This is a genomic window from Mizugakiibacter sediminis (genome assembly GCF_000953855.2).
GTDB lineage: Bacteria > Pseudomonadota > Gammaproteobacteria > Xanthomonadales > Rhodanobacteraceae > Mizugakiibacter > Mizugakiibacter sediminis.
On record NZ_DF970146.1, the window covers coordinates 1 to 22120 of the forward strand.

The following is a 22120-nucleotide window of genomic DNA, read 5'->3' on the forward strand; positions in this document are numbered from 1 at the left end:
GCGCGGCCGTGCTCGCCGCCGCGGCGGGCGCCGCGGCCGGGGGATTCGTGCCGGCAGCGGCCGGCGGCTTGGCACCGTCGGCGCCCGCGGTGCCCTGACCCGCGGCCGGCGCGCGCCCTTCCAGGCGGCCGATGCGCGAGTCGAGGTCGATGTACTGGTCCTTGTTGCGCTGCTGCAGCTCCTGCAGCTGGTGGTTCAGCTCCTCGACCTGGCCCTGCAACTGCTGCACCTGCGCCTGCAGCGCCTGCACCTGGTTGACCAGGCTGACGCTGCCTTGCTGCTGCTGCGCCTGCTGTTCGAGGCGGGCGACGCGCTCGGCCAGGCTGAGGCGCTCCTGCGCGAACGCCGGCGCGAACGCGGCGGCGGCCACGAGGGCCGCCGCCAGGCGACTGACAACCTTGCGGGTGTCGGTCTTGTTCATCGTTCAAACGCTCTCTTACTTCGCCGTGTAGACGATCTCGACGCGGCGGTTCTTCGACCAGCAGGCCTCGTTGTGCTCGCGGCACACCGGGCGCTCCTCGCCGTAGCTCACCACGTTCAGCTGGCTGGCCGAACCGCCGGCCGCCTGCAGCGCGCTGGACACCGCATTGCCGCGGCGCTCGCCCAGGCCGAGGTTGTACTCGCGCGAACCGCGCTCGTCCGCGTTGCCCTCGAGGGTCATGCGGGCTTCCGGGCGGTCCTGCAGGTACTTGGCGTGGCAGGCGATGATCTGCTGGAACTCCGGCTTGATCTCGCTCTTGTCGAAATCGAAGTACACCACGCGCTGACGCAGGCAGGCGTCGGTGTCGAGATCGGCCGGGGTGTACTTGCCGGTGGTCGGGGCCGGGGCGGTTTCCGCCGGCTGCTCCGGCGCCGGCGCCGGCTTGACTTCCTGCTTCTTGGCGCAAGCCGCCACGCCGATGCACAGCAGTGCTGCCATAGTGACGCGAACAGTCGTGTTCATTGTTGTTCCCTCAAATGGATGATGGTCGACAGTACGGTTCGGGGGTGGTTTTTCGGCCGGTTGCCCGGCGGTTATCAGCGCTGACGGAAGGGGCCCCATGCGGGCTCGCGCACGTCGCCATCGGCGAGGACGAGGCGCTGCCGCACGCGGCCATCTTCCGACACCGCGTAGAGCACGCCGCGAGACCCTTCGGTCGCGGCATAAAGAAGCATGCTTCCGTTCGGAGCGAAGCTCGGCGATTCGTCCATATCCCCAGGCGAAACAAAGTGATACTGATCGCCCAGGCTACGGTCCATCACCGCAATACGATACACGTTTCCTTTACCTTGCACCATGGCGATCTGTTTGCCGCCGTAGGCAATGGAGGCGCGGGCGTTGTATTCGCCCTGGAAGGTGATCCGCTGCGGGGTCCCGCCGCCGACGGGCACCTGATAAAGCTGAGGCCTGCCTGAACGGTCGGAGGTGAAAATCAGGCTCTGCCCGTCCGGCATCCACGCCGCCTCGGTATCGATCGAGAAATTGTTGGTGAGGCGGGTCATCGCCCGACTGGCCAGATCCATCACGTAGATCTCGGGATTGCCCTCGTAGGACAGGGTCAGGGCCAGTTTGCTGCCGTCCGGCGAGAACGCCGGCGCGCCGTTGATGCCGCGGCGCGCGCTGATCAACTGGCGCGAGCCGGTGGCGATGTCCTGGATGTAGATCGCGGAATCGCCGCGCTCGAACGACACGTAGGCCAGCTTCCTGCCGTCCGGCGACCACGCCGGCGACAGCAGCGGCTCGCGCGAGCGCACCACCACCTGCGGGTTGTAGCCGTCGGAATCGGCCACGATCAGCGAGTACTGGATGTTCCTGCCGGTGCCGGTGGCGGTGACGTAGGCGATGCGCGTCCAGAACGCGCCGCGCACGCCGAGGATCTTCTCGTAGATCAGGTCGGCGATCTGGTGGGCGATGCCGCGCAGGTCGCCGGCCTGGCCGGTGAACGCCATGCCCAGCAGGCGCTGCTGGTTGGCGACGTTGTACAGCTCGAACTCGACGCGCAGCGCGCCGCCGCCGGCGTCGCCGATGTGGCCGACCGCGATGTAGTCCTGCTTCAGCAGCTTCCAGGTCGGAAACTTGATCTCCGCACCGCGCGTCGGCAGTTCGACCACGTCCTGGCGCGGCAGCGCGCGGAACTTGCCGGAGCGGTTCAGATCCATGCGGATCACGTCGGCGACGTCGGTCGACGGCGGCAGCCCCGGCGTTTCGTTGGCGAACGGCACGATCGCGATCGGGATCGCCGACGGCACGCCGTTGACGATGTCGAGGGTCAGCCCCTGCGCGCCGGCGCGGCCGGCGACCAGGGCCGCGCAGACGAGCGCGAATGCGGCGAGTAGGGATTTGATGCTACGCATGATGCTCAGTCCTGGACCGTGAAATTCAGGGTGATGTCGCGCTGGAACACGCTCTCGTAACCCTTGTAGGGCAACGGCGACGCCTTGCCGACGGCATTCTCGACCGAGCGCCGGCCGAGATCGTCGTAAGGGCAGCTCGGATCGACCTTGGCGCTGATCACCTCGCCGCCCGGGATCTGCACGATGTGGATCGGGCACACCGCGCCCTTCGGGATGTTATCGGGCCGCAGCCAGTTCTGCGTGATCACGCTGACCAGCGCGGCCTGGTACTGCGCCAGCAATGAATTGTCCTGGCCGGCCATGCCGGAACGCGCCTGCTCGGCCTCGGGCACGGTGGCGTCGGTGACCGGCGCCTCGCGCGAGCTCTGCTTGGCCTGCTCCTTCTTCAGGTCGGCCAGTTGCTGCAGGCGCTGCTGCTCGAGCTTGCTCTTGCGCTCGGCGGCCAGGCGCTGCTGCTTGATCTGCTCGAGCTGCTTGAGCAGCTCGCGCGCCTTCTGCTGCTGCGCCTCCAGTTCGGCCATGCGCTGACGCTCGCGCTCCTCCTGTTCCTTCTGCGCCTGCTCGGCCTTCTGCTGCGCCTCGGCCACGACCTTCTCCTGGTCCTTGACGTCCGGCTGCTTCGGCGGCGGCGGCAGCACCTTGACCGGCTCCGGCTTGGGCGGCTGCGGCTGCGGGATCTGCGGCGGCGGCGCGCCGGCCACCGACACCTTGGGCGGCTCGACCTTCGCCTTCGCCGGCTTCGCCGGCGCCGGCAGCGGCGCGCCGGCCGGGCCGACCAGGGTGGCCTCGATCACCGGCCCCGGCAGCGCGACCGGCTTCGAGCAGGTCACCGGGTTCATCCACGGCGGCAGGCGCAGCGCGCCGAAGAAGCTTTCCCAGTTCGCGCAGGAAAGCGTCGCCAGCCACAGGAAGGCGACGATGCCGACGTGCAGCAGCGCGGAGAGGACGACCGCGCGCGGCGTCGTATCAACCTCGTCCATGGCCCCCACGCGGCTCCTGCACCGGCTGGCTCATCAGCCCGACCCTGGGCACGCCGGCCTGCTGCAGCAGCACCATCGCCTGGTAGACGCGCCCGTAGTCGACGCGCTCGTCGCCGCCGATCAGCACGGGCACCTGCGGGTTCTGTCGCACGAACGCGGCGACCTTCTGCACCAGCGCGTCGGCCTCGATCGGCTCGCGCTTCTCGCCGCCCAGCGTCAGGTACAGGTTGCCGTCCTTGTCGACGCTGACCAGGATCGGCTGCTTGTCGTTCTGCAGCGACTTCGCCGCCGACTGCGGCAGCTGGATGTCGACGCCGAGGTTCAGCAGCGGCGCGGTGACCATGAAGATGATCAGCAGCACGAGCATCACGTCGATGTACGGCACGACGTTGATCTCGGCCTTCAGCTTGCGCTTGCGGCGGTGCAGGTTCTGCATGGCGGTCTCGGTTCCCGGCGGCGCGACTCAGGCGCGCTCGTCGGCCTGGATCTGGCGCTGCAGGATGGAGGAGAACTCCTCCTGGAAGGTGTCGTAGCGCGTGGAGATGCGCTCGAGCTTGGTCGAGTAGCGGTTGTAGACCCACACCGCCGGGATCGCCGCGAACAGGCCCATCGCGGTGGCGACCAGCGCCTCGGAGATGCCCGGCGCGACCATCGCGATGGTCGCCTCCTTGACGCTGCCGAGACCTTGGAACGCGGCCATGATGCCCCACACCGTGCCGAACAGGCCGACGTAGGGGCTGATCGAGCCGACGTTGGCGAGGAACTCGAGGTTGCGCTCGAGGCGGTCGACCTCGCGCGTCACCGCCACGCGCATGGCGCGCTGCGCGCCTTCCAGCACGATGCGCGGATCGAGGGTCTTGCGCTGGCGCTGGCGGGCGAACTCGCGGAAACCGGCCTCGAACACGCCCTCCAGGCCGCGCACGCCGTCGCCGCGGCCGCTGACCTCGCGGAACAGCGCGGCCAGATCGGTGCCCGACCAGAAACGCTCCTCGAAGGCGTCGGCGTCGCTCATCGCGCCGTCCAGCATCGCCTTCTTGCGGAAGATGATCACCCACGAGGCGAACGAGAAGCCGATCAGCAGCAGCATCACCATCTTGACCGGCAGGCTGGCGTGCAGCACCAGGTCGAGGATGTTCAGCGAACCGTTCATGCGTCGATGTTCCTCAGTGTGTCGCGTGTGACTCGAGGGTTGTCCGTATCCGGCGCGTCCGCGCGCCGCCTGCGCCCGCGGCGGGCGCCCGCGCGCTTCAGCCGTCCGCCAGCCGCTGCGCCAGCGCGCGCGGAATCGGCGCCGGACGGAAGCCGTCCGCCTCCACGCATGCCGCGCGCACCCTGGCCCGCACCAGCAGCGCGCCGTCGCCGATCCGCTCCAGCGCCTGCGCGAACTCGAGGCTCGCCGCGCGCTGCTGCACCGGGGTCACGCACGCGTCGACCTCGTCGTCGAGCCGCGCCGGGCGCAGGAACTCGACGGCAAGATCGCGCACCACGAAGACGACGCCATGCTCCTCGCGCACGCGGACCTGGTCGAGGCCGCGGGCGCGCAGCCATTCGGTGCGGGCGCGCTCGAGGAAGCGCAGATAGCTGGCATGGTAGACCACTCCACCCGCGTCGGTATCTTCCCAATAGACCCTTATCCGCCACCTGAATGGCGGCGGAACCGCAGCGGGGTCAGGCGGTCGCGGCGGCGTCACCGGCGGCCCTCGCGGCAGTCGTGGCAGGCATCATTCGGGGCTCTTCTCGGCGAACAGGTCGGCCGCCGCCGGCACGCGCGGCGGCGCCAGGCCGAAATGGCGCCAGGCGCGCGCCGTGGCCATGCGCCCGCGCGCGGTGCGCACCAGGAAGCCCTGCTGGATCAGGTACGGCTCCAGCACGTCCTCGATGGTGCCGCGGTCCTCGCTGAGCGCGGCGGCCAGCGAGTCGGCGCCGACCGGCCCGCCGTCGAAGCTCTCGATGATGATGCGCAGCAGGCGGCGGTCCAGCTCGTCGAAGCCTTCCGGATCGACCTTGACCAGATCCATCGCCGCCATCGCCGCGTCGCGGGTGATGGTGCCGCCGGCCTTCACCTCGGCGAAGTCGCGCGCGCGGCGCAGCAGGCGGTTGGCGATGCGCGGCGTGCCGCGCGAGCGGCGCGCGATCTCGCCGGCGCCGTCGGCATCGCAGGCGATGCCGAGGATCTTCGCCGAGCGGCGCACGATCGCGGTCAGTTCGGCCGGCGAGTAGTACTCCAGGCGCTGCACGATGCCGAAGCGGTCGCGCAGCGGCGAGGTGAGCAGGCCGGCGCGGGTGGTCGCGCCGATCAGGGTGAACGGCGGCAGGTCGAGCTTGATCGAGCGCGCGGCCGGGCCCTCGCCGATCATGATGTCGATCTGGAAGTCCTCCATCGCCGGATAGAGCACCTCCTCGACCACCGGCGACAGACGGTGGATCTCGTCGACGAACAGCACGTCGCGCGGCTCGAGGTTGGTGAGCAGCGCGGCGAGGTCGCCGGCGCGCTCCAGCACCGGACCGGAAGTGGAGCGCAGGTTGACGCCCAGTTCGTTGGCGATCACGTGGCTGAGCGTGGTCTTGCCCAAACCCGGCGGGCCGAAGATCAGCACGTGGTCCAGCGCCTCGCCGCGCCGGCGCGCCGCCTCGATGTAGATCGCCAGCTGCTCGCGCACCGCCTGCTGGCCGAGATATTCGTCCAGGCGCTTGGGACGGATCGAAGCCTCGATGGCCTCGTCCTCGCGGGTGGCGGCGGCGGCGATGACGCGGTCGGTCATGGCTGCATTATGGCAGGGAGCAGGGAGCAGGGTTGGAGGGAAGCAAAAAGACCGTGGGCATCCCCACTCCCGTTCCCCGCTCCCCGACCCTCAGATCTCCACCTGCGTCCCCAGCTCGATCAGCCGGTTGCCGGGGATGCGGAAGAAGGCGGTGGCCGGCATCGCGTTGCGCGACATGAAGGCGAACAGCTTGTCGCGCCACAGCGCCATGCCGGGGCGGTCGGTGGCGACCACCGTCTCGCGGCTGAGGAAGAAGGTGGTGTCCATAAGGTCGAAGCCGAGGCCCTTCATCGCGCACTTGCCCAGCATCGCCGGCACGTCCGGATCCTCGGCGAAACCGACCCGCAGCAGCAGCCGGAAGAAGTCGTTGCCGAGCGCCTGCAGCTCGATGCGCTCATCGGGTTCGGCGGTGGGCGTGTCCAGCGTCTCCACCGTCAGCAGCACGTTGCGCTCGTGCAGCACCTTGTTGTGCTTGAGATTGTGCAGCAGCGCATGCGGCACCGCCTCCTGGTTGGCGGTGAGGAACACCGCCGTGCCCGGCACGCGCAGCGGCGGATGCTCGGCGATGTTGGCGATGAACGGCTCCAGCGCCAGGCCGCTCTGCTTGATCTCGCGCATCACCAGCTCGCGGCCGCGCCGCCAGGTGGCCATCAGCGTGAAGATCACCGCGCCCAGCACCAGCGGGAACCAGCCGCCGTGCTCGACCTTGTCGGCATTGGCGGCGAGGAAGGCGAAATCCACCGCCAGGAACACCAGACCGACCGCGCCGACCTTCGGCCAGCTCCACTGCCACAGTCGGCGGAACACGATCATCACCAGCACCGAATCGATGGTCATGGTGCCGACCACGGCAATGCCGTAGGCCGCGGCCAGGTTGCTGGAGGAGCGGAAACCGAGCACCACCGCCAGCGTCAGCACCAGCAGCATGCGGTTGATCCACGGCAGGTAGATCTGCCCCATCGTCTCGCGCGAGGTGTGGCGCACCTGCATGCGCGGCAGGTAGCCGAGCTGGATCGCCTCGCGCGTCACCGAGAACGCGCCGGAGATCACCGCCTGCGAGGCGATCACCGTGGCGGCCGTGGCCAGCGCGATCATCGGATACAGCAGCGGCTGCGGCACCAGCAGATAGAACGGGTTCTGCACCGCGCGCGGATCGGCCAGCAGCAGCGCGCCCTGGCCGAAGTAGTTCAGCACCAGGGCGGGCAGGACGAAATTGAACCAGGACATGCGGATCGGCCGCTTGCCGAAGTGGCCCATGTCCGCGTACAGCGCCTCGGCGCCGGTGATGCACAGCACCACCGAACCCAGCGCGAAAAACGCCTCCCAACCGTTGTGCAGGAAGAACGCGACCGCATGGTGCGGCGACAACGCCAGCAGCACCTGCGGATGGCCGGCGACGTGCATCACGCCGAGCGCAGCGAGCGCGCAGAACCACAACGCCATCACCGGCCCGAACACCGCGCCGACCTTGCCGGTGCCGCGACGCTGGAAGGCGAACAGCAGCACGATGATCACCGCCGTCAGCGGCACCACGTAAGGCTGCAGCGCGGGCGCGGCCACCTCGATGCCCTCCACCGCCGACAGTACCGAGATCGCCGGCGTGATCACGCCGTCGCCGAAGAACAGCGCGGCGCCGAACAGGCCGAGCACGGCGACCCACCAGCGCGCCGCCGGCATGCTGCGCATGCTGCGCTGGGCCAGCGCGGTCAGCGCCATGATGCCGCCCTCGCCCTTGTTGTCGGCGCGCATGATGAAGCCGGCGTATTTCACCGACACGATCATCACCAGCGACCAGAACACCAGCGACAGCACGCCGAGCACGTTCTCCGGCGTCGCCGCCACGCCGTGCACGCCGAACGTCTCCTTGATCGTGTACAGCGGACTGGTGCCGATGTCGCCGTAGACCACGCCGATCGCGCCCAGCGCCAAAGCGGCGACGCGCTTGCCGAGATCGTGCGGGGTTTCGCTCGCTGCCTGGGTCATGGCCGGTGTTCCTGGCGGTGCGCTTCAGCCGCCGAGTGCGGCGCGCAGGGCCTTGCGGATGATCGTCTCGGCGGCATCGCCGTCCCGTGCGGCATCCTTGACCAGGCGCTGCGCCTCGGCCGGCTTGTAGCCGAGCTGCTGCAGCGCGACGGTGGCCTCCGCCACCGGGTCCTTGGGCACGGCGCCGCCCGTCGCCAGCGCCGGCACGGCGCCGGCGAAGCCGTCGACGCGGTCGCGCAGCTCGACGACGATGCGCTCGGCGGTCTTCTTGCCGATGCCCGGGATCCTGGTCAGCGCGACCACGTCGCCGGCCTGCACCAGGCGGGCGAAGTCCGCGGTGGAGACGCCGGACAGCACCGCCAGCGCGGTCCTGGCGCCGATGCCGCTGACCTTCTGCAAATTGCGGAACAGCGCGCGTTCGGCCTCGCGCAGGAAGCCGTACAGCGCGACCGTGTCCTCCTTGGCCGCGTAGTGGGTGAGCAGCGTCACCTCGCGGCCGGGTTCGGGCAGGTCGTACAGCGTCGACATCGGTACTTCCAGCTCGTAGCCGACGCCGTGCACGTCGAGCACGATCCACGGCGGCTGCTTGACGATCAGCGTGCCCCGGAGCCTTCCGATCATCGCCTGCGTCTCCACGCGGTGCGGGGAATGCCGATGCGGCCGACCGTGGCGCGCGTGTGCGCGTGCGCGATCGCCACCGCCAGCGCGTCGGCGGCGTCGGCCTGCAGCGGCCCCTGCAGGCCGAGCAGGACCGAGACCATGTGCTGCACCTGCGCCTTGTCGGCGCCGCCGCCGCCGACCACGGCCTGCTTGATCTCCATCGGCGCGTACTCGTGCACCTCGAGCGCGCGGCTGACCACGGCGCAGATCGCCGCGCCGCGCGCCTGGCCGAGCTTCAGCGCGGAGTCGGGGTTGCGCGCCATGAACACGCGCTCGATCGCCGCCTCTTCCGGCCGATGCTCCTCGATGATCGCGCAGAGCCCGTCGTAGATGCGCTTCAGGCGCAGCGGAAAGCTGTCGGCGTCGAGCACGGCGAGCGCCGTGTGGAACACGTGGCGGGCCTTGCCCGCGGCATCGGCGTCGACGATGCCGACGCCGGTGCGCTGCGAGCCCGGGTCGATGCCGAGTATGCGCACCGGCCGGGACTCGGGACTCGGAACTCGGGACTCGGAATGTGGATACGGCATGGCCGCAGCGCGTGGCCTATGGCGAGAAACGCCGTGCGTTGCTCGTCGCCGACGCGGCCGGGGCCGGGCTTCCGCCTCGAATCCCCACTCCCGAGCCACGCGTTCCGCTCATGCCTGCTCCGCCGGCAGGTCGGCGTTGTGGTAGACCTCGCTCACGTCGTCGAGGCCTTGCAGCTTCTCGAGCAGATCGAGCAGCGCCTCGGCGGTCTCGCCGGCCACCGCCACGCGGTTGTTGGGGCGCATGCCGACGCCGGCGTGCTCGGCCTGCAGGCCGGCCGCGGCCAGTTTCTGCTGCACCGCCTCGAAGGCCTCCGGCGCGCACAGCACCGTGCTCTCGCCGCCTTCGTTGATGACGTCGTCGGCACCGGCGTCCAGCGCCGCCTCCAGCACCTTCTCCTCCGCCGCCGCGTCGCCGCGGGTAGGGAACACCAGTTCGCCGCAGCGGGTGAACTGGAACGCCACCGAGCCGCTGGTGCCGAGATTGCCGCCGTGCTTGGTCAGCGCGTGGCGCACGTCGGCCACGGTGCGCGTCGGGTTGTCGGTGAAGCACTCGATGATCAGCGCGACGCCGCCGGGGCCGTAGCCCTCGTAGCGCAGCTCCTGCATGTCGGCGCCGCCGTCGGCGCCGGAGCCGCGCTTGATCGCGCGCTCGATGGTGTCCTTCGACATGTTGGCGGCCAGCGCCTTGTCCACCGCCGCGCGCAGGCGCGGGTTGAGCGCAGGGTCGGCCACGCCGGCGCGCGTGGCGACGGTGATCTCGCGGATCAGCTTGGTGAACACCCGGGCGCGCTTGGCGTCTTCGGCGTTCTTGCGGCCTTCGATGGACGGGCCTCTACCCATGGCACTTCCTGCGTCTGGAGGACGGACAAGCGCGCGATTTTACCCCACTCCGCGCTCGAAGTGCCCGCGCCGCAGGAACGCCACCGCCTGCGCCGCCGCCTCGGCGGAGAACAGCAGCCCGGTATGCGAGGCCGCCACCGTGCAATGGTCGGCGATGCCGGGCAGTTCGGTCTCGGCGACCGCCACGGTGCCGTCGTGCTCGCCGCCGAAACGGCCCAGCCACGCGCCCAGGCCGAGCGGCAGCCGGCCGGCGATCACGCCGACCTCGCGCGCGCCCTCCCAGCGGCCGAGGCCGTCGCGCAGCAGGGCGAAGCTTTGCCCCATCAGCAGGGCGCCGCCGGGAAGGCCGGCGAGCCCGCGGGCGGCGGCGCTGCCGGCCAGCGGCGAGCCGAGGCAGACGATGCGCCCGGGCGGCAGTTCCAGTTCGCGCGCCGCGCGCAGCGCGATCAGCCCGCCCAGGCTGTGCCCGAGCAGATGCAGGCGCTCGGCGCCCAACCGTTCGACGCGCGCGGCCAGGCGCCGCAGCGTCAGCTCCGGCGAGGCCGCCACGCTGAGGTACTCGAAGGCGTGCACGGCGAAGCCCTGCGCGGCCAGCCGGCGCTTCAGCGCCGCCAGCGCGAAGCCGCGCATCCACAGGCCGTGCAGCAGCAGGACGTGCTCGCTCATCGCAAAACGCCGACGCGCGTGCCTTCCGCGCGCTCAGCCGGCCTTCGCCCCGACGTCGGCCACGCGCACGTGCAGCTCCTTCAACTGCGCCTCCGGAATCACCGAAGGCGCGTCGGTCATCAGGCACTGCGCGCTGGTGGTCTTGGGGAAGGCGATCACGTCGCGGATCGAATCGGTGCCCGCCATCAGCGCGGCGATGCGGTCGATGCCGAAGGCGATGCCGCCGTGCGGCGGCGCGCCGTACTTCAGCGCCTCCAGCAGGAAGCCGAACTTGGCCTGCGCTTCCTCGGCGCCGATGCCGAGCAGGTCGAACACCGCGCTCTGCATGTCGGGGCGGTGGATGCGGATCGAGCCGCCGCCGATCTCGTTGCCGTTCAGCACCATGTCGTAACCGCGGCTGACCGCATGGGCGGGATCGGCCTTGAGCGCGGCGATGTCGTCGACCTTGGGCGCGGTGAACGGGTGGTGCAGCGCGACGTAGCGCTGCGCCTCGGCGTCGTACTCGAACATCGGGAAGTCGGTGACCCACAGCGGCCGCCAGGCGTTCTCGACCAGGCCGCGGTCGCGGCCGACCTTGAGGCGCAGCGCGCCCATGAAATCGCTGACCGTCTTCCACGCACCGGCGCCGATCAGCAGCAGGTCGCCGTTGCGCGCGCCGGTGGCGGCGAAGATCGCCTGCAACGCCGCGTCGTCGAGGAACTTCACCACCGGCGAGGTCAGGCCTTCGCGGCCGCGGGCCAGGTCGTCGATGCGGATCCAGGCCAAACCTTTCGCGCCGTGCTTGGCGGCATGTTCGGCGAGCAGGTCGATCTCGCGGCGCGTCAGATCGGCGCCGCCCGGCACGCGCAGCGCGGCGACGCGGCCCTGCGGATCGTTGGCCGGGCCGGCGAACACCTTGAACTCGACGCCCTTCACCGCCTCGGCGATGTCGGTGAGCTCCAGCGCGATGCGCAGGTCCGGCTTGTCGGAGCCGTAGCGGCGCATGGCCTCCGCCCAGGTCATGCGCGGGAACGGCGCGGCCAGCTCGACGTCGACCACTTCCTTGAACACGCGGCGGATCAGCGCCTCGACGAAGTCCTGCACGTCGCGTTCCTCGACGAAGGCGAACTCCATGTCGAGCTGGGTGAACTCCGGCTGGCGGTCGGCGCGCAGGTCCTCGTCGCGGAAGCAGCGCGCGATCTGGTAGTAGCGGTCGAAGCCCGCCATCATCAGGATCTGCTTGAACAGCTGCGGCGACTGCGGCAGCGCGTAGAACTGCCCCGGGTGCACCCGCGATGGCACCAGATAATCGCGCGCGCCCTCCGGCGTGGCCTTGGTCAGGATCGGCGTCTCCAGATCCTGGAAGCCGGCGGCGTCGAGCTGGCGGCGCAGCGCCTGCACCAGCCTGATGCGCGTGCGCAGCATGCGCTGCATCTCCGGACGGCGCAGGTCGAGGTAGCGGTACTTCAGCCGCATCTCCTCGTTGGGATTCTCGTGCAGCGCGAACGGCAGGTCGCGCGCGGCGTTCAGCACCTCGATCGATTGCGCCAGCACCTCGACGCGGCCGGTCTTGACGCGGTCGTTGACGCTGACGCGCTTGCGCACGGTACCGGCGACGCGCAGGCAGTACTCGTAGCCCGCCGCGCTCGCCGCGGCGAACGCCTCGGCCGCGTCCGGATCGGCCACCACCTGCACGATGCCCTCGTGGTCACGCAGATCGAGGAACACCACGCCGCCGTGGTCGCGGCGGCTGTCGACCCAGCCGCACAGGGTGACGTTCCGGCCGATCAGGCTCTCGTCGACGAGGCCGCAGTAGTGGGTGCGCATGCGCGAAGGCTCCGGCCGCCCGCGGGCGGATAAGGCAAGACGCGAAATGCTAAGGCCGGATTTGCTGCGCTGCAAACAAAACGCCCGCCGCACGGGCGGCGGGCGCGGCGGGCCGCGAGACCCAGCCTCACCAGCGGCGGTCGACGCGGAACACCGCGCGGCAGCCGCGATCCACCCACACGCCGGCACGGTTCCAGCCCCAGGTCTCGCCGCGCACGCAGGCGCTTTCGGAGAGTTGGCGCTCGACCCAGACGCCGCCTCCGCGGCCGACGTCGGCGGCGCAGAAGCGGTAGCGCATGTCGCTGCTGCCGCAGGTGAGGCTGAACGGCCGGTCCCAGCCGGCGTCGGGGCGCCAGCCGTCGTCGTCGTCGTCATCGTCGCGGTACCAGCCGCGCGCGGCGACGAAGCGCGCGCGGCAGCCGTCGCTGACCCACAGGCCGCCGCGGTCGAGACCCCAGGTGCGGCCGCGGATGCATTCGGCGCCGGACAGTCTCTCGACGAGCCGCGCGTCGCGCCAGCGCACCGGGCAGCGCACCACGCGGTAGTCGCGGCTCTCGCAGACCAGGCTGCCGCCGGGATCGCCGATGTAGCGCGTGTCGTCGTAGCGGCCGTAGTCGCGCTCGTCATGGCCGCTCGCCAGGCCGGCGGCGGCGATGCCCAGCAGGGTGCCCAGCAGGATCGGGAGGGGGCGCATCGGATCGTTGCCTCGGGTGGCGGTGACGGAGGGAGCGGGCTCAGCGTTCGTACCAGATGCTGACGCCGCCGTCGTCGAACCAGGCGCCGTAGTCGTAGCCGCCGTACCAGCGATCGTCCCCATCGCGATGCCGGCGCCAGTGCCAGTCGTCGTCGTCGCGCCAGCGCCAGTCGTCGTCGTCGTCGCGCCAGTGGTGGCGCCAGCGCCGGTCGTCGTGGTAGGCCCAGCCGTCGCGGTCCCGCCAGCCGTCGCGGTCGTGCCAGCCGCGATGGTCGTAGGGGCCGTGGCCGCGGTCGTAGTCGTGGGCCAGCGCCAGCGGCGCGGCCAGCGCGAGCGTCAGGCCCAGAACAAGCGTCTTCGCATTCATCGTGGCGACCTCCTCGTGGGGTCGCCTCCGATCATCGGGGACCGGGCTGAACGCCGGCTGGCGCGGCGCGTGCGGACCGCGCGGCGGTTGCCGCGCGTTTAGCCGGCCGCGGCGGCCTTCTCGGCCTTGGGCGCCGTGGCCGCCGGCTCCGTCTTGGGCGCGTCCGTCTTGGGCGCGTCGTCCCTGCTGGCGAGGTTGCGCTTGGTGTCGCCGTCCTTCTTGAAGTCGGTCTCGTACCAGCCGCTGCCGGCCAGGCGGAACGCCGGCGCGGTGACGCAGCGGCTCAGCTCGGGACGGCCGCACTGCGGGCAGTCGCGCGGATCGGGATCGGAAAGCTTCTGCAGGCGATCGAAACGATGGCCGCAGGCACCGCAACTGAATTCGTAGATCGGCATGGCAAAACCCCGTGCAACGTGGCCCGGCCGCCGGGGCGGCCGGGCGCAGTGCCGCGCACTATGCGGATACGCGGCGGAATTTCAAGCGCTGGCGGCCAGCGGCGGGCGGCGGGCGAAGGCCAGCGCGCCGCCGGCCACGTCCACGGCGATGGTGTCGCCCGGCTGGAAGCGGCCCTCGAGGATCTCCTTCGCCAGCGGGTTCTCCAGCTGCTGCTGGATGGCGCGCTTCAGCGGCCGCGCGCCGTACACCGGGTCGAAGCCGACGTTGCCGAGCAGGTCGAGCGCCTTGTCGCTGATCTCGAGCTTCAGCTGGCGCTCGCCGAGGCGCTTCTCCAGGTAGCCGATCTGGATGCGCGCGATGGCGCGGATCTGCGCCTTCTCCAGCGGGCGGAACACCACCAGCTCGTCGAGGCGGTTGATGAACTCGGGGCGGAAGTGCGCCTGCACCACGCCCAGCACCGCCGACTTCATCTTGAGGTACTCCTCCTCGCCCTCGCCGGCCAGCTCCTGGATCAGGTTGGAGCCGAGGTTGGAAGTCATCACCACCACGGTGTTGCGGAAGTCCACGGTGCGGCCCTGGCCGTCGGTGAGGCGGCCGTCGTCCAGCACCTGCAGCAGCACGTTGAACACGTCGTGGTGCGCCTTCTCGACCTCGTCCAGCAGGATCACGCTGTACGGACGGCGGCGCACCGCCTCGGTGAGATAGCCGCCTTCCTCGTAGCCGACGTAGCCGGGCGGCGCGCCGATCAGGCGCGCGACGGAGTGCTTCTCCATGAACTCGCTCATGTCGATGCGCACCATCGCGTCCTGCGTGTCGAACAGGAACTCGGCCAACGCCTTGCACAGCTCGGTCTTGCCGACGCCGGTGGGGCCGAGGAACAGGAACGAGCCGTAGGGGCGGTTGGGGTCGGACAGGCCGGCGCGCGCGCGGCGGATGGCGTCGGAGACGGCGCGCACCGCCTCGTCCTGGCCGACCACGCGCTTGTGCAGCGCGTCCTCCATGTGCAGCAGCTTCTCGCGTTCGCCCTCCAGCATCTTCGACACCGGGATGCCGGTCCAGCGCGAGACGACTTCCGCGATCTCCTCGGCGGTGACGCGGTCCTGCAGCAGGGTGAAGCCGTGCTTCTCCGCTTCCTGCGCGGCCTTGAGCTGCTTCTCCAGCTCCGGCAGGCGGCCGTACTGGATCTCGCTCATCTTCGCGTAGTCCTGGCGGCGCTGCGCGGCTTCGAGCTCGAGGCGCGCGGCCTCGATCTGCTCCTTGATCCTGGTGGCGCCCTGCAGCGTCGCCTTCTCCGACTTCCACACCTCGTTCAGGTCGGCGAACTCGCGCTCCAGCTTGGCGATGTCGGCCTCGAGGTCGGCGAGGCGCTTCTGCGACTCCTCGTCCTTCTCCTTCTTCAGCGCCTCGCGCTGGATCTTCAGCTGGATCAGCCGGCGCTCCAGGCGGTCCAGTTCCTCCGGCTTGGAATCGATCTCCATGCGGATGCGCGACGCCGCCTCGTCCATCAGGTCGATGGCCTTGTCGGGCAACTGGCGGTCGCTGATGTAGCGGTGCGAGAGCGTCGCCGCGGCGACGATCGCCGGGTCGGTGATCTCGACGCCGTGGTGCACGGCGTAGCGCTCCTTCAGGCCGCGCAGGATGGCGATGGTGTCCTCGACGCTGGGCTCGCCGACGAACACCTTCTGGAAGCGGCGCTCCAGCGCGGCGTCCTTCTCGACGTACTTGCGGTACTCGTCCAGCGTGGTGGCGCCGATGCAGTGCAGCTCGCCGCGCGCCAGCGCCGGCTTCAGCATGTTGCCGGCGTCCATCGCGCCCTCGGCCTTGCCGGCGCCGACCATGGTGTGCAGCTCGTCGATGAACAGGATGATCTGGCCTTCGTTCTTGGCCAGGTCGTTCAACACGGCCTTCAGCCGCTCCTCGAATTCGCCGCGGAACTTGGCGCCGGCGATCAGCGCGCCCATGTCCAGCGCCAGCACGCGCTTGCGCGCCACGCCCTCCGGCACCTCGCCGTTGACGATGCGCTGCGCCAGGCCTTCGACGATCGCGGTCTTGCCGACGCCGGGCTCGCCGATCAGCACCGGGTTGTTCTTGGTGCGCCGCTGCAGCACCTGCACGACGCGGCGGATCTCCTCGTCGCGGCCGATCACCGGATCGAGCTTGCCGGACTCGGCGCGCGCGGTGAGGTCGATGGTGTACTTCTCCAGCGCCTGGCGCCGATCCTCGGCGCCCTCGCTCTGCACTTTCTCGCCGCCGCGCAGCTTGTCGATCGCCGCTTCCAGCGCGGCCCGGTTGGCGCCGGCCGCCTTCAGCGCCGCGCCGACCTCGCCCTTGTCCTCCAGCGCCGCCAGCACGAACAGCTCACTGGCGATGAACTGGTCGCCGCGCTGCTGCGCCAGCTTGTCGGTGAGATTGAGCAGGCGGCTCAGCTCGTTGCCGACGTTGAGGTTGCCTTCCTGACCGGCCACGCGCGGCAGCCGCTCGAGGATCGCCGCGACGCGCTGGCGCAGCGCCGGCACGTTGACGCCGGCCTGCGTCAGCAGCGGCACCGTCGAGCCGCCCTGCTGGTCGAGCAGCGCGGCCAGCACGTGCGCCGGCTCGAGCATGTTGTGGTCGCGTCCGACCGCCAGCGACTGGGCGTCGGCCAGCGCCTGCTGGAAGCGCGAGGTGAGTTTGTCCATCCGCATTGGGTGTTCCCCCGCAAAACGATGGCGGCCTGCGCCGCCGCTGTCCCGGAGGTGCGGCCGCAAGGCGCGGATTCAAGCGGGTTTGGCCCTGCGCGCGGCTTGCGGCACAATCGAAAAGCTTTGATTCGTCCGTACCGGCCCCAGATTTGCGAGGTGGAACCGCGTTCGACGCCCGCCCCCGGGACGCCGCTGCCCCGGCCGCCGCTGCCGCACCGCGGCGCGCCGTGGGCGCTGTTCCTGGATGTCGACGGTTCGCTGCTGGAGTTCGCGGCGAGCCCTTCCGGCGTGCGCGTGCCGCCCGCGCTGATCGGCCTGCTGCAACGCCTGCGCGATGCGCTGGACGGCGCGCTGGCGTTGGTCAGCGGCCGCGGCATCGACGACCTCGACCGCCTGTTCGCGCCGCTGCGCCTGCCGGCCGCCGGCGTCCACGGCTGCGAGCTGCGCGCCGCCGACGGCGCGCGCCGCGCGCTCGAGCTCGATCGCGCGCTTGCCGCGCGCCTGCACGCCCGCGCGCGCGAACTGGCCGCCGCGCTGCCCGGCGTGCGGCTCGAACCCAAACCCGCCGCGGTCGCCCTGCACTATCGCCACGCGCCCGCGCTCGCCGCGCAGGTGCACGAAGGCGCCGCGCGCATCGCCGCGGCGCTGCCCGGCATCGCCCTGCAGCCCGGCGCGATGGTCTGCGAGCTGAAGCCGGCCGGCGCCGACAAGGGGCGCGCGGTCGAGGCGCTGCGCGCGGCGCCGCCGTTCCGCGATCGCACGCCGGTGTTCGTCGGCGACGACCTCACCGACGAGCACGCGTTCGCCGCGGTCAACCGCGCCGACGGCCTCAGCGTGCTGGTCGGCGCGCGTCCCAGCGCGGCGCGCTACGCGCTGCCCGCGCCCGCCGACGTGCACGCCTGGCTGCGGCGCGTCGCCGCCGCGCTCGAACAGGGAGGTTCCGGCCCATGAACGCCCCCAGCCTCGACCTCGGCATCGTCGGCAACGGCGCCATCGCCGCGCTGATCGACGCGCAGGGCCGCATCGTCTGGGGCTGCTTTCCGCACTTCGACGGCGACCCCGCGTTCTGCGCGCTGCTGTCGCCGCGCCACCAGGGCGCCGGCCTGTGGGCGGTGGAGCTGGAGGATTTCGCCCAGGCCGAGCAGCGCTATCTGCGCAACACCGCCGTGCTGGTCACGCGCCTGCACGACCGCCATGGCGGCATCGTCGAGATCACCGACCTCGCGCCGCGCTACAAGCAGCACGGCCGCATCTACCACCCGATGATGCTGGCGCGGCGCATCGCGCCGGTGGCGGGCACGCCGCGCATCCGCATGCGCCTCGCGCCGCTGACCGGCTACGGCGCGCGCGTGCCGGCGAGCACCTCGGGCAGCAACCACGTGCGCTTCCTGCTCGACGCGGTGACGCTGCGCCTGACCTCGGACCTGCCGGTGCCGTACGTCACCGACGCGCTGCCGTTGATCCTGGAACGCCCGCTGCACTGCGTGCTCGGCCCCGACGAAACGCTGACGCGGCCGGTCGACGACTTCGTCGACGAGCTGCTGCGCCACACCGCCGACTACTGGCGCGAGTGGGTGCGTTACCTGTCGGTGCCGTTCGAATGGCAGGAGGCGGTGATCCGCGCGGCGATCACGCTGAAGCTGTGCCAGTTCGAGGACACCGGCGCGATCGTCGCCGCGGTGACCACTTCGATCCCGGAAGCGCCGGACACGCCGCGCACCTGGGACTACCGCTACTGCTGGCTGCGCGACGCGGCCTTCGTGGTGCGCGCGCTGAACCGCCTCGGCGCCACCCGCACCATGGAGGAATACCTGCACTACATCTTCAACCTCGCCGCGGCGGACGGCGAGCTCGGCCCGGTCTACGGCATCACCTACGCGCGCGAGCTGCACGAGCGCGACGCGCCGGACCTCGCCGGCTACCGCGGCATGGGACCGGTGCGCATCGGCAACGACGCCTGGCGGCAACGCCAGCACGACATCTACGGCAGCGTGCTGCTGGCCGCCTCGCAACTGTTCTTCGACCGGCGCCTGGAGCGCCCCGGCGACGCGGAAACCTTCGCGCGCCTGGAACCGCTCGGCGCGGCCGCCGCGCGCCTGGCCGGCCAGCCGGACGCCGGCCTGTGGGAATTCCGCGGTACGTCGCGCGTGCACACCTATTCCGCGGCGATGTGCTGGGCCGCCTGCGACCGCCTGGCGCGCATCGCCGGCCGGCTCGGCCTGGAGCCGCGCGCGCGGCACTGGCGCGACACCGCCGACCGCCTGCGCGAGGGCATCATCGCGCGCGGGTTCCACGCCGTGCGCGGCCATTTCGTCGACGCTTTCGACGGCGACCGCCTCGACGCCAGCCTGCTGCTGCTCGCCGACATCGGCTTCGTGCGCGGCGACGATCCGCGCTTCGCCGCCACCGTCGACGCGATCGGCCGCGAGCTGCGCCGCGGCAACTACCTGCTGCGCTACGCGGCGCCGGACGATTTCGGCCTGCCCGAGAGCAGCTTCACCATCTGCACCTACTGGTACATCGACGCGCTGGCCGCGCTGGGCCGGCACGACGAGGCGCGCGAGCTGTTCGAGCACCTGCTGGCGCGGCGCAATCCGCTCGGGCTGCTGTCCGAGGACATCGACCCGCGCAGCGGCGAGGCCTGGGGCAATTTCCCGCAGACCTATTCGCTGGTCGGCCTGGTCAACGCGGCGATGCGCCTGTCGCGCCCATGGGAGGAAGCGCTGTGAGCCGGCTGGTGGTGGTCTCCAACCGCGTCGCCCTGCCGAAGGAGATCCGCGCCGGCGGGCTGGCCACGGCCATGCACGCCGCGCTGTCGGAGAGCGGCGGCGTGTGGTTCGGCTGGAGCGGCAAGCTGGCCGCGACCAGCGCCGGCGAACCGCGCCGCCAGCGCGACGGCCTGATCACCTACGCCACCCTCGACCTCTCGCGCCGCGACCACGACGACTACTACGCCGGCTTCGCCAACCGCGCGCTGTGGCCGCTGTTCCACTGCCGCACCGACCTGGTCGACTACCGCCGCGAGACCTACGCCGGCTACCAGCGCGTCAACGCGCTGTTCGCCGAGCACCTGGCCGCGCTGCTGCAGCCGGACGACGTGGTCTGGGTGCACGACTACCACCTGATCCCGCTGGCCGCGCACCTGCGGCGGCGCGGCGTGGCCTGTCGCATCGGCTTCTTCCTGCACACGCCGCTGCCGCCGGCCGATCTGCTGGTGACGCTGCCGCGCCACCGCGAGCTGATCGAATCGCTGGCCGCCTACGACCTGGTCGGCCTGCAGACGCCGCGCGACCTGCGCGCGCTGCAGGACTATTTCTGCCACGAGTCCGGCGCCGAGCTGGCCGATGACGGCACGATCCGCATGCCGGAGGGCCGCCGTTTCCGCGCCGACTGCTTCCCGATCGGCATCGACACGGCGGCGGTCGCCGGGAGCGCCGCGCGCGCGGCGGCCGGCGCCGCGGTGGCGCGCCTGCGCGAGAGCCTCGCCGAGCGCGCGCTGGTGATCGGCGTCGATCGGCTCGACTACTCGAAGGGGCTGCCGGAACGCTTCTCCGCCTTCGGCCGCCTGCTGGAAACCGCGCCGCACCTGCGCAGTCGCGTCTCGCTGCTGCAGATCGCGCCGCCCTCGCGCAGCGAAGTGCCGGAATACCGCGCCATCCGCCGCGAGCTGGAGCGCATCGCCGGCCACATCAACGGCGCCTACGCCGAACCGGACTGGGTGCCGATCCGCTACGTCAACAAGGCATTCCCGCAGGCCACGCTGGCCGGCTACTACCGCACCGCCCGCGTCGGCCTGGTGACGCCGCTGCGCGACGGCATGAACCTGGTCGCCAAGGAGTACGTCGCCTGCCAGGACCCGGCCGACCCGGGCGTGCTGGTGCTGTCGCGCTTCGCCGGCGCGGCCAACGAACTGAAGACGGCGCTGCGGGTCAATCCCTACGACCAGGACGAGGTCGCCGACGCGCTGCGCGCCGCCCTGGTGATGCCGCTGGAGGAGCGGCGCGCGCGCTGGCAGGCGATGATGGACGTGATGCGGCAGCAGGACATCACCGCCTGGCGCGGCGCGTTCCTGCGTGCATTGGCGCCGCCGTCGCAAGCTGAACGGAACTTGCATCGCGTTTCGTAGCGTGACCGCCGTCAGCGTTCCGCGACCGCGCTTTCAGCAGGATGCGGGCGAAGGGAGGGGGCACGCTCGCAGGAGGCTCCATGCGCTTGTTCCCCAAGGCGCTGCAACGCCCCCCATCGCTGGGACTGTACGCACGGCTGGCGGCGGGCAACCGGCCGCGCAGCTACGCCGGCAAGTTCTTCGCGGTGGCGTTCGTGACGCTGCAGCTTCCGCTGCTCGCGCTGCTGGCTTGGCTGCTCGCGACCCAACGCATCGACGGCCGCGGCTGGCTGCTGCCGGGCGTGGCCATGCTGCTGGCCGGCACGCTGCTGGCGTTCCGCGGCTTCCGCCAGCTGGCCGCGCCGATCGACCTCGCCGCGCGCGCGCTGCGCGAGTTCCTGCACGAGGGCACGCCGCCCGAATTGCCGCAGCACTACCGCGACACCGCCGGCCGTCTGCTGCGCGACGTGCGCTACGTCACCGCCGCGCTGGCGCGCGAACGCAGCGAACTGGAGAAGCTGGCGCAATCGGATTTCCTCACCGGGCTGATGAACCGCCGCGCCGCCGACCGCGCCCTGCACGACATCGAGGGCGCGTGGCCGCGCTGCGTCGGCATGCTCGACATCGACCACTTCAAGTCGATCAACGACCGCTACGGCCACGGCGTGGGCGACGCCGTGCTGGCGGAACTGGGCCGCCTGCTGCGCGCCTCGCTGCGCGAGAGCGACTGGGCGGCGCGCTGGGGCGGCGAGGAATTCCTGCTGCTGATCCACGCCGCGCTGCCGGACGCGCAGAGCGCCTGCGAGCGGCTGCGCGCGCGCGTCGCCGAACACCGTTTCGCCGGCGAGCTGAAGCTGCGCATCAGCTTCAGCGTCGGCCTCGCCGAGGTCGAGCCCGGCAACGCGCTGGACGCGGCCATCGCCCGCGCCGACGAGGCGCTGCTCGCCGCCAAGCGCAACGGCCGCGACCGCGTCGAGCTGTACGCCACGGCCCGCTGAGCGCGCGCGGGCGCTACGGCGCGATCCAGATCAGGCTGGCGAAGCGGCCGCTGCGCGCGCCGTCGCGGCGATAGGAGGGGAAACGCGCATCGGCGAACGTGTCGAAGCCGCCGCCGTGGATGCGCGCGACGCCGGCGGCGCCGAGGCGGCGGCGCGCCAGCGCTTCGAGATCGCAGCGCCAGTGACCGGGGCGCGTCGGCGCGAACGCGGCGGCGGCGCCGGCGTCGCGGTCGACGAACGCCGCGCGCACCTCCTCGCCCACCTCGTACGACGCCGCGCCGATCGCCGGGCCCAGCCAGGCCAGCACGCGCTGCGGCGGCG

At 71.3% G+C, this 22120-nt stretch carries 23 protein-coding genes; 4 read left to right on the top strand and 19 right to left on the bottom strand.

Annotation, left to right across the window (positions count from 1 at the left end; genetic code table 11):
- The 18 genes from MBSD_RS01745 to clpB form a co-directional block, all read right to left on the bottom strand.
- On the bottom strand, positions 1 to 421 hold a 421-nt coding region (locus MBSD_RS01745; protein ID WP_272898328.1), incomplete at its 3' end, for a YbgF trimerization domain-containing protein.
- A 15-nt stretch (positions 422 to 436) separates the two neighbouring features.
- Complete coding sequence (pal, locus tag MBSD_RS01750) at positions 437 to 943, bottom strand: peptidoglycan-associated lipoprotein Pal (RefSeq protein ID WP_062534489.1); 507 nt, start codon at positions 941 to 943, stop codon at positions 437 to 439.
- Between the two features lie 74 nt (positions 944 to 1017).
- A complete protein-coding gene (gene tolB, locus MBSD_RS01755) occupies positions 1018 to 2334 on the bottom strand; it encodes a Tol-Pal system beta propeller repeat protein TolB (protein ID WP_062534491.1) in 1317 nt (438 codons plus the stop codon).
- Between the two features lie 5 nt (positions 2335 to 2339).
- Positions 2340 to 3314, bottom strand: a complete 975-nt coding sequence (locus MBSD_RS01760) for a cell envelope integrity TolA family protein (protein ID WP_062534493.1) — start codon at positions 3312 to 3314, stop codon at positions 2340 to 2342.
- Positions 3301 to 3750, bottom strand: a complete 450-nt coding sequence (gene tolR, locus MBSD_RS01765; protein WP_062534495.1) for a protein TolR — start codon at positions 3748 to 3750, stop codon at positions 3301 to 3303. Before tolR ends, MBSD_RS01760 begins: the two co-directional genes overlap by 14 nt.
- Before the next feature lie 27 nt (positions 3751 to 3777).
- Positions 3778 to 4464 carry a protein TolQ gene (gene tolQ, locus MBSD_RS01770; protein ID WP_062534497.1) on the bottom strand — a complete coding sequence of 229 codons (687 nt, stop codon included), beginning with the start codon at positions 4462 to 4464 and terminating at the stop codon, positions 3778 to 3780.
- Positions 4465 to 4561: 97 nt separating this feature from the next.
- Positions 4562 to 5005, bottom strand: coding sequence for a tol-pal system-associated acyl-CoA thioesterase (gene ybgC, locus MBSD_RS01775; RefSeq protein WP_062534500.1), 444 nt, complete (start codon positions 5003 to 5005; stop codon positions 4562 to 4564).
- A gap of 30 nt (positions 5006 to 5035) precedes the next feature.
- Complete coding sequence (gene ruvB, locus MBSD_RS01780; protein ID WP_062534502.1) at positions 5036 to 6076, bottom strand: Holliday junction branch migration DNA helicase RuvB; 1041 nt, start codon at positions 6074 to 6076, stop codon at positions 5036 to 5038.
- 90 nt (positions 6077 to 6166) lie between these two features.
- On the bottom strand, positions 6167 to 8059 hold the full coding sequence (locus MBSD_RS01785) for a potassium transporter Kup (protein WP_062534503.1): 1893 nt from the start codon (positions 8057 to 8059) through the stop codon (positions 6167 to 6169).
- 24 nt (positions 8060 to 8083) lie between these two features.
- Positions 8084 to 8680, bottom strand: a complete 597-nt coding sequence (gene ruvA / locus MBSD_RS01790) for a Holliday junction branch migration protein RuvA (protein WP_062534529.1) — start codon at positions 8678 to 8680, stop codon at positions 8084 to 8086.
- Entirely contained in the window at positions 8677 to 9246 is a 570-nt protein-coding gene (gene ruvC, locus MBSD_RS01795) for a crossover junction endodeoxyribonuclease RuvC (RefSeq protein WP_187300532.1), read from the bottom strand. The genes ruvA and ruvC overlap by 4 nt, the downstream gene beginning before the upstream one ends.
- 108 nt (positions 9247 to 9354) lie before the next feature.
- Positions 9355 to 10086 (bottom strand): YebC/PmpR family DNA-binding transcriptional regulator, encoded by a 732-nt coding sequence (locus MBSD_RS01800; RefSeq protein ID WP_062534507.1) that lies wholly within the window; start codon positions 10084 to 10086, stop codon positions 9355 to 9357.
- A 39-nt stretch (positions 10087 to 10125) separates the two neighbouring features.
- Complete coding sequence (locus tag MBSD_RS01805; protein WP_062534510.1) at positions 10126 to 10752, bottom strand: esterase/lipase family protein; 627 nt, start codon at positions 10750 to 10752, stop codon at positions 10126 to 10128.
- Positions 10753 to 10785: 33 nt separating this feature from the next.
- A complete protein-coding gene (gene aspS, locus MBSD_RS01810; RefSeq protein WP_062534512.1) occupies positions 10786 to 12558 on the bottom strand; it encodes an aspartate--tRNA ligase in 1773 nt (590 codons plus the stop codon).
- A gap of 127 nt (positions 12559 to 12685) precedes the next feature.
- Positions 12686 to 13252, bottom strand: coding sequence for a DUF3011 domain-containing protein (locus tag MBSD_RS01815; protein WP_062534514.1), 567 nt, complete (start codon positions 13250 to 13252; stop codon positions 12686 to 12688).
- 40 nt (positions 13253 to 13292) lie between these two features.
- Complete coding sequence (locus MBSD_RS01820; RefSeq protein ID WP_062534516.1) at positions 13293 to 13619, bottom strand: hypothetical protein; 327 nt, start codon at positions 13617 to 13619, stop codon at positions 13293 to 13295.
- A 98-nt stretch (positions 13620 to 13717) separates the two neighbouring features.
- A complete protein-coding gene (locus MBSD_RS01825) occupies positions 13718 to 14014 on the bottom strand; it encodes an FmdB family zinc ribbon protein (RefSeq protein WP_062534519.1) in 297 nt (98 codons plus the stop codon).
- Between the two features lie 81 nt (positions 14015 to 14095).
- Positions 14096 to 16699 (bottom strand): ATP-dependent chaperone ClpB, encoded by a 2604-nt coding sequence (gene clpB, locus MBSD_RS01830; protein ID WP_062534520.1) that lies wholly within the window; start codon positions 16697 to 16699, stop codon positions 14096 to 14098.
- A 153-nt stretch (positions 16700 to 16852) separates the two neighbouring features.
- Between clpB and otsB the strand changes: the two genes are divergently transcribed.
- From otsB to MBSD_RS01850, 4 genes are all read left to right on the top strand, one after another.
- Positions 16853 to 17647 (top strand): trehalose-phosphatase, encoded by a 795-nt coding sequence (otsB, locus tag MBSD_RS01835; RefSeq protein ID WP_062534522.1) that lies wholly within the window; start codon positions 16853 to 16855, stop codon positions 17645 to 17647.
- Complete coding sequence (locus MBSD_RS01840; protein WP_062534524.1) at positions 17644 to 19425, top strand: glycoside hydrolase family 15 protein; 1782 nt, start codon at positions 17644 to 17646, stop codon at positions 19423 to 19425. The genes otsB and MBSD_RS01840 overlap by 4 nt, the downstream gene beginning before the upstream one ends.
- Positions 19422 to 20822, top strand: a complete 1401-nt coding sequence (gene otsA / locus MBSD_RS01845; protein ID WP_062534526.1) for an alpha,alpha-trehalose-phosphate synthase (UDP-forming) — start codon at positions 19422 to 19424, stop codon at positions 20820 to 20822. Before MBSD_RS01840 ends, otsA begins: the two co-directional genes overlap by 4 nt.
- Before the next feature lie 80 nt (positions 20823 to 20902).
- On the top strand, positions 20903 to 21799 hold the full coding sequence (locus tag MBSD_RS01850; RefSeq protein ID WP_062534528.1) for a GGDEF domain-containing protein: 897 nt from the start codon (positions 20903 to 20905) through the stop codon (positions 21797 to 21799).
- A gap of 13 nt (positions 21800 to 21812) precedes the next feature.
- Here MBSD_RS01850 and MBSD_RS01855 read toward each other — a convergent pair.
- On the bottom strand, positions 21813 to 22120 hold a 308-nt coding region (locus MBSD_RS01855; protein ID WP_187300533.1), incomplete at its 5' end, for a laccase domain-containing protein.

Excerpts from the sequence above, each read along its gene's own strand:
- pal (WP_062534489.1), bottom strand. The coding sequence starts at position 943 with ATGAACACGACTGTTCGCGTCACTATGGCAGCACTGCTGTGCATCGGC.
- tolB (WP_062534491.1), bottom strand. The coding sequence starts at position 2,334 with ATGCGTAGCATCAAATCCCTACTCGCCGCATTCGCGCTCGTCTGCGCG.
- MBSD_RS01760 (WP_062534493.1), bottom strand. The coding sequence starts at position 3,314 with ATGGACGAGGTTGATACGACGCCGCGCGCGGTCGTCCTCTCCGCGCTG.
- tolR (WP_062534495.1), bottom strand. The coding sequence starts at position 3,750 with ATGCAGAACCTGCACCGCCGCAAGCGCAAGCTGAAGGCCGAGATCAAC.
- tolQ (WP_062534497.1), bottom strand. The coding sequence starts at position 4,464 with ATGAACGGTTCGCTGAACATCCTCGACCTGGTGCTGCACGCCAGCCTG.
- ruvB (WP_062534502.1), bottom strand. The coding sequence starts at position 6,076 with ATGACCGACCGCGTCATCGCCGCCGCCGCCACCCGCGAGGACGAGGCC.
- MBSD_RS01785 (WP_062534503.1), bottom strand. The coding sequence starts at position 8,059 with ATGACCCAGGCAGCGAGCGAAACCCCGCACGATCTCGGCAAGCGCGTC.
- ruvA (WP_062534529.1), bottom strand. The coding sequence starts at position 8,680 with ATGATCGGAAGGCTCCGGGGCACGCTGATCGTCAAGCAGCCGCCGTGG.
- ruvC (WP_187300532.1), bottom strand. The coding sequence starts at position 9,246 with ATGCCGTATCCACATTCCGAGTCCCGAGTTCCGAGTCCCGAGTCCCGG.
- MBSD_RS01800 (WP_062534507.1), bottom strand. The coding sequence starts at position 10,086 with ATGGGTAGAGGCCCGTCCATCGAAGGCCGCAAGAACGCCGAAGACGCC.
- MBSD_RS01805 (WP_062534510.1), bottom strand. The coding sequence starts at position 10,752 with ATGAGCGAGCACGTCCTGCTGCTGCACGGCCTGTGGATGCGCGGCTTC.
- aspS (WP_062534512.1), bottom strand. The coding sequence starts at position 12,558 with ATGCGCACCCACTACTGCGGCCTCGTCGACGAGAGCCTGATCGGCCGG.
- MBSD_RS01815 (WP_062534514.1), bottom strand. The coding sequence starts at position 13,252 with ATGCGCCCCCTCCCGATCCTGCTGGGCACCCTGCTGGGCATCGCCGCC.
- MBSD_RS01820 (WP_062534516.1), bottom strand. The coding sequence starts at position 13,619 with ATGAATGCGAAGACGCTTGTTCTGGGCCTGACGCTCGCGCTGGCCGCG.
- MBSD_RS01825 (WP_062534519.1), bottom strand. The coding sequence starts at position 14,014 with ATGCCGATCTACGAATTCAGTTGCGGTGCCTGCGGCCATCGTTTCGAT.
- clpB (WP_062534520.1), bottom strand. The coding sequence starts at position 16,699 with ATGCGGATGGACAAACTCACCTCGCGCTTCCAGCAGGCGCTGGCCGAC.
- MBSD_RS01840 (WP_062534524.1), top strand. The coding sequence starts at position 17,644 with ATGAACGCCCCCAGCCTCGACCTCGGCATCGTCGGCAACGGCGCCATC.
- MBSD_RS01850 (WP_062534528.1), top strand. The coding sequence starts at position 20,903 with ATGCGCTTGTTCCCCAAGGCGCTGCAACGCCCCCCATCGCTGGGACTG.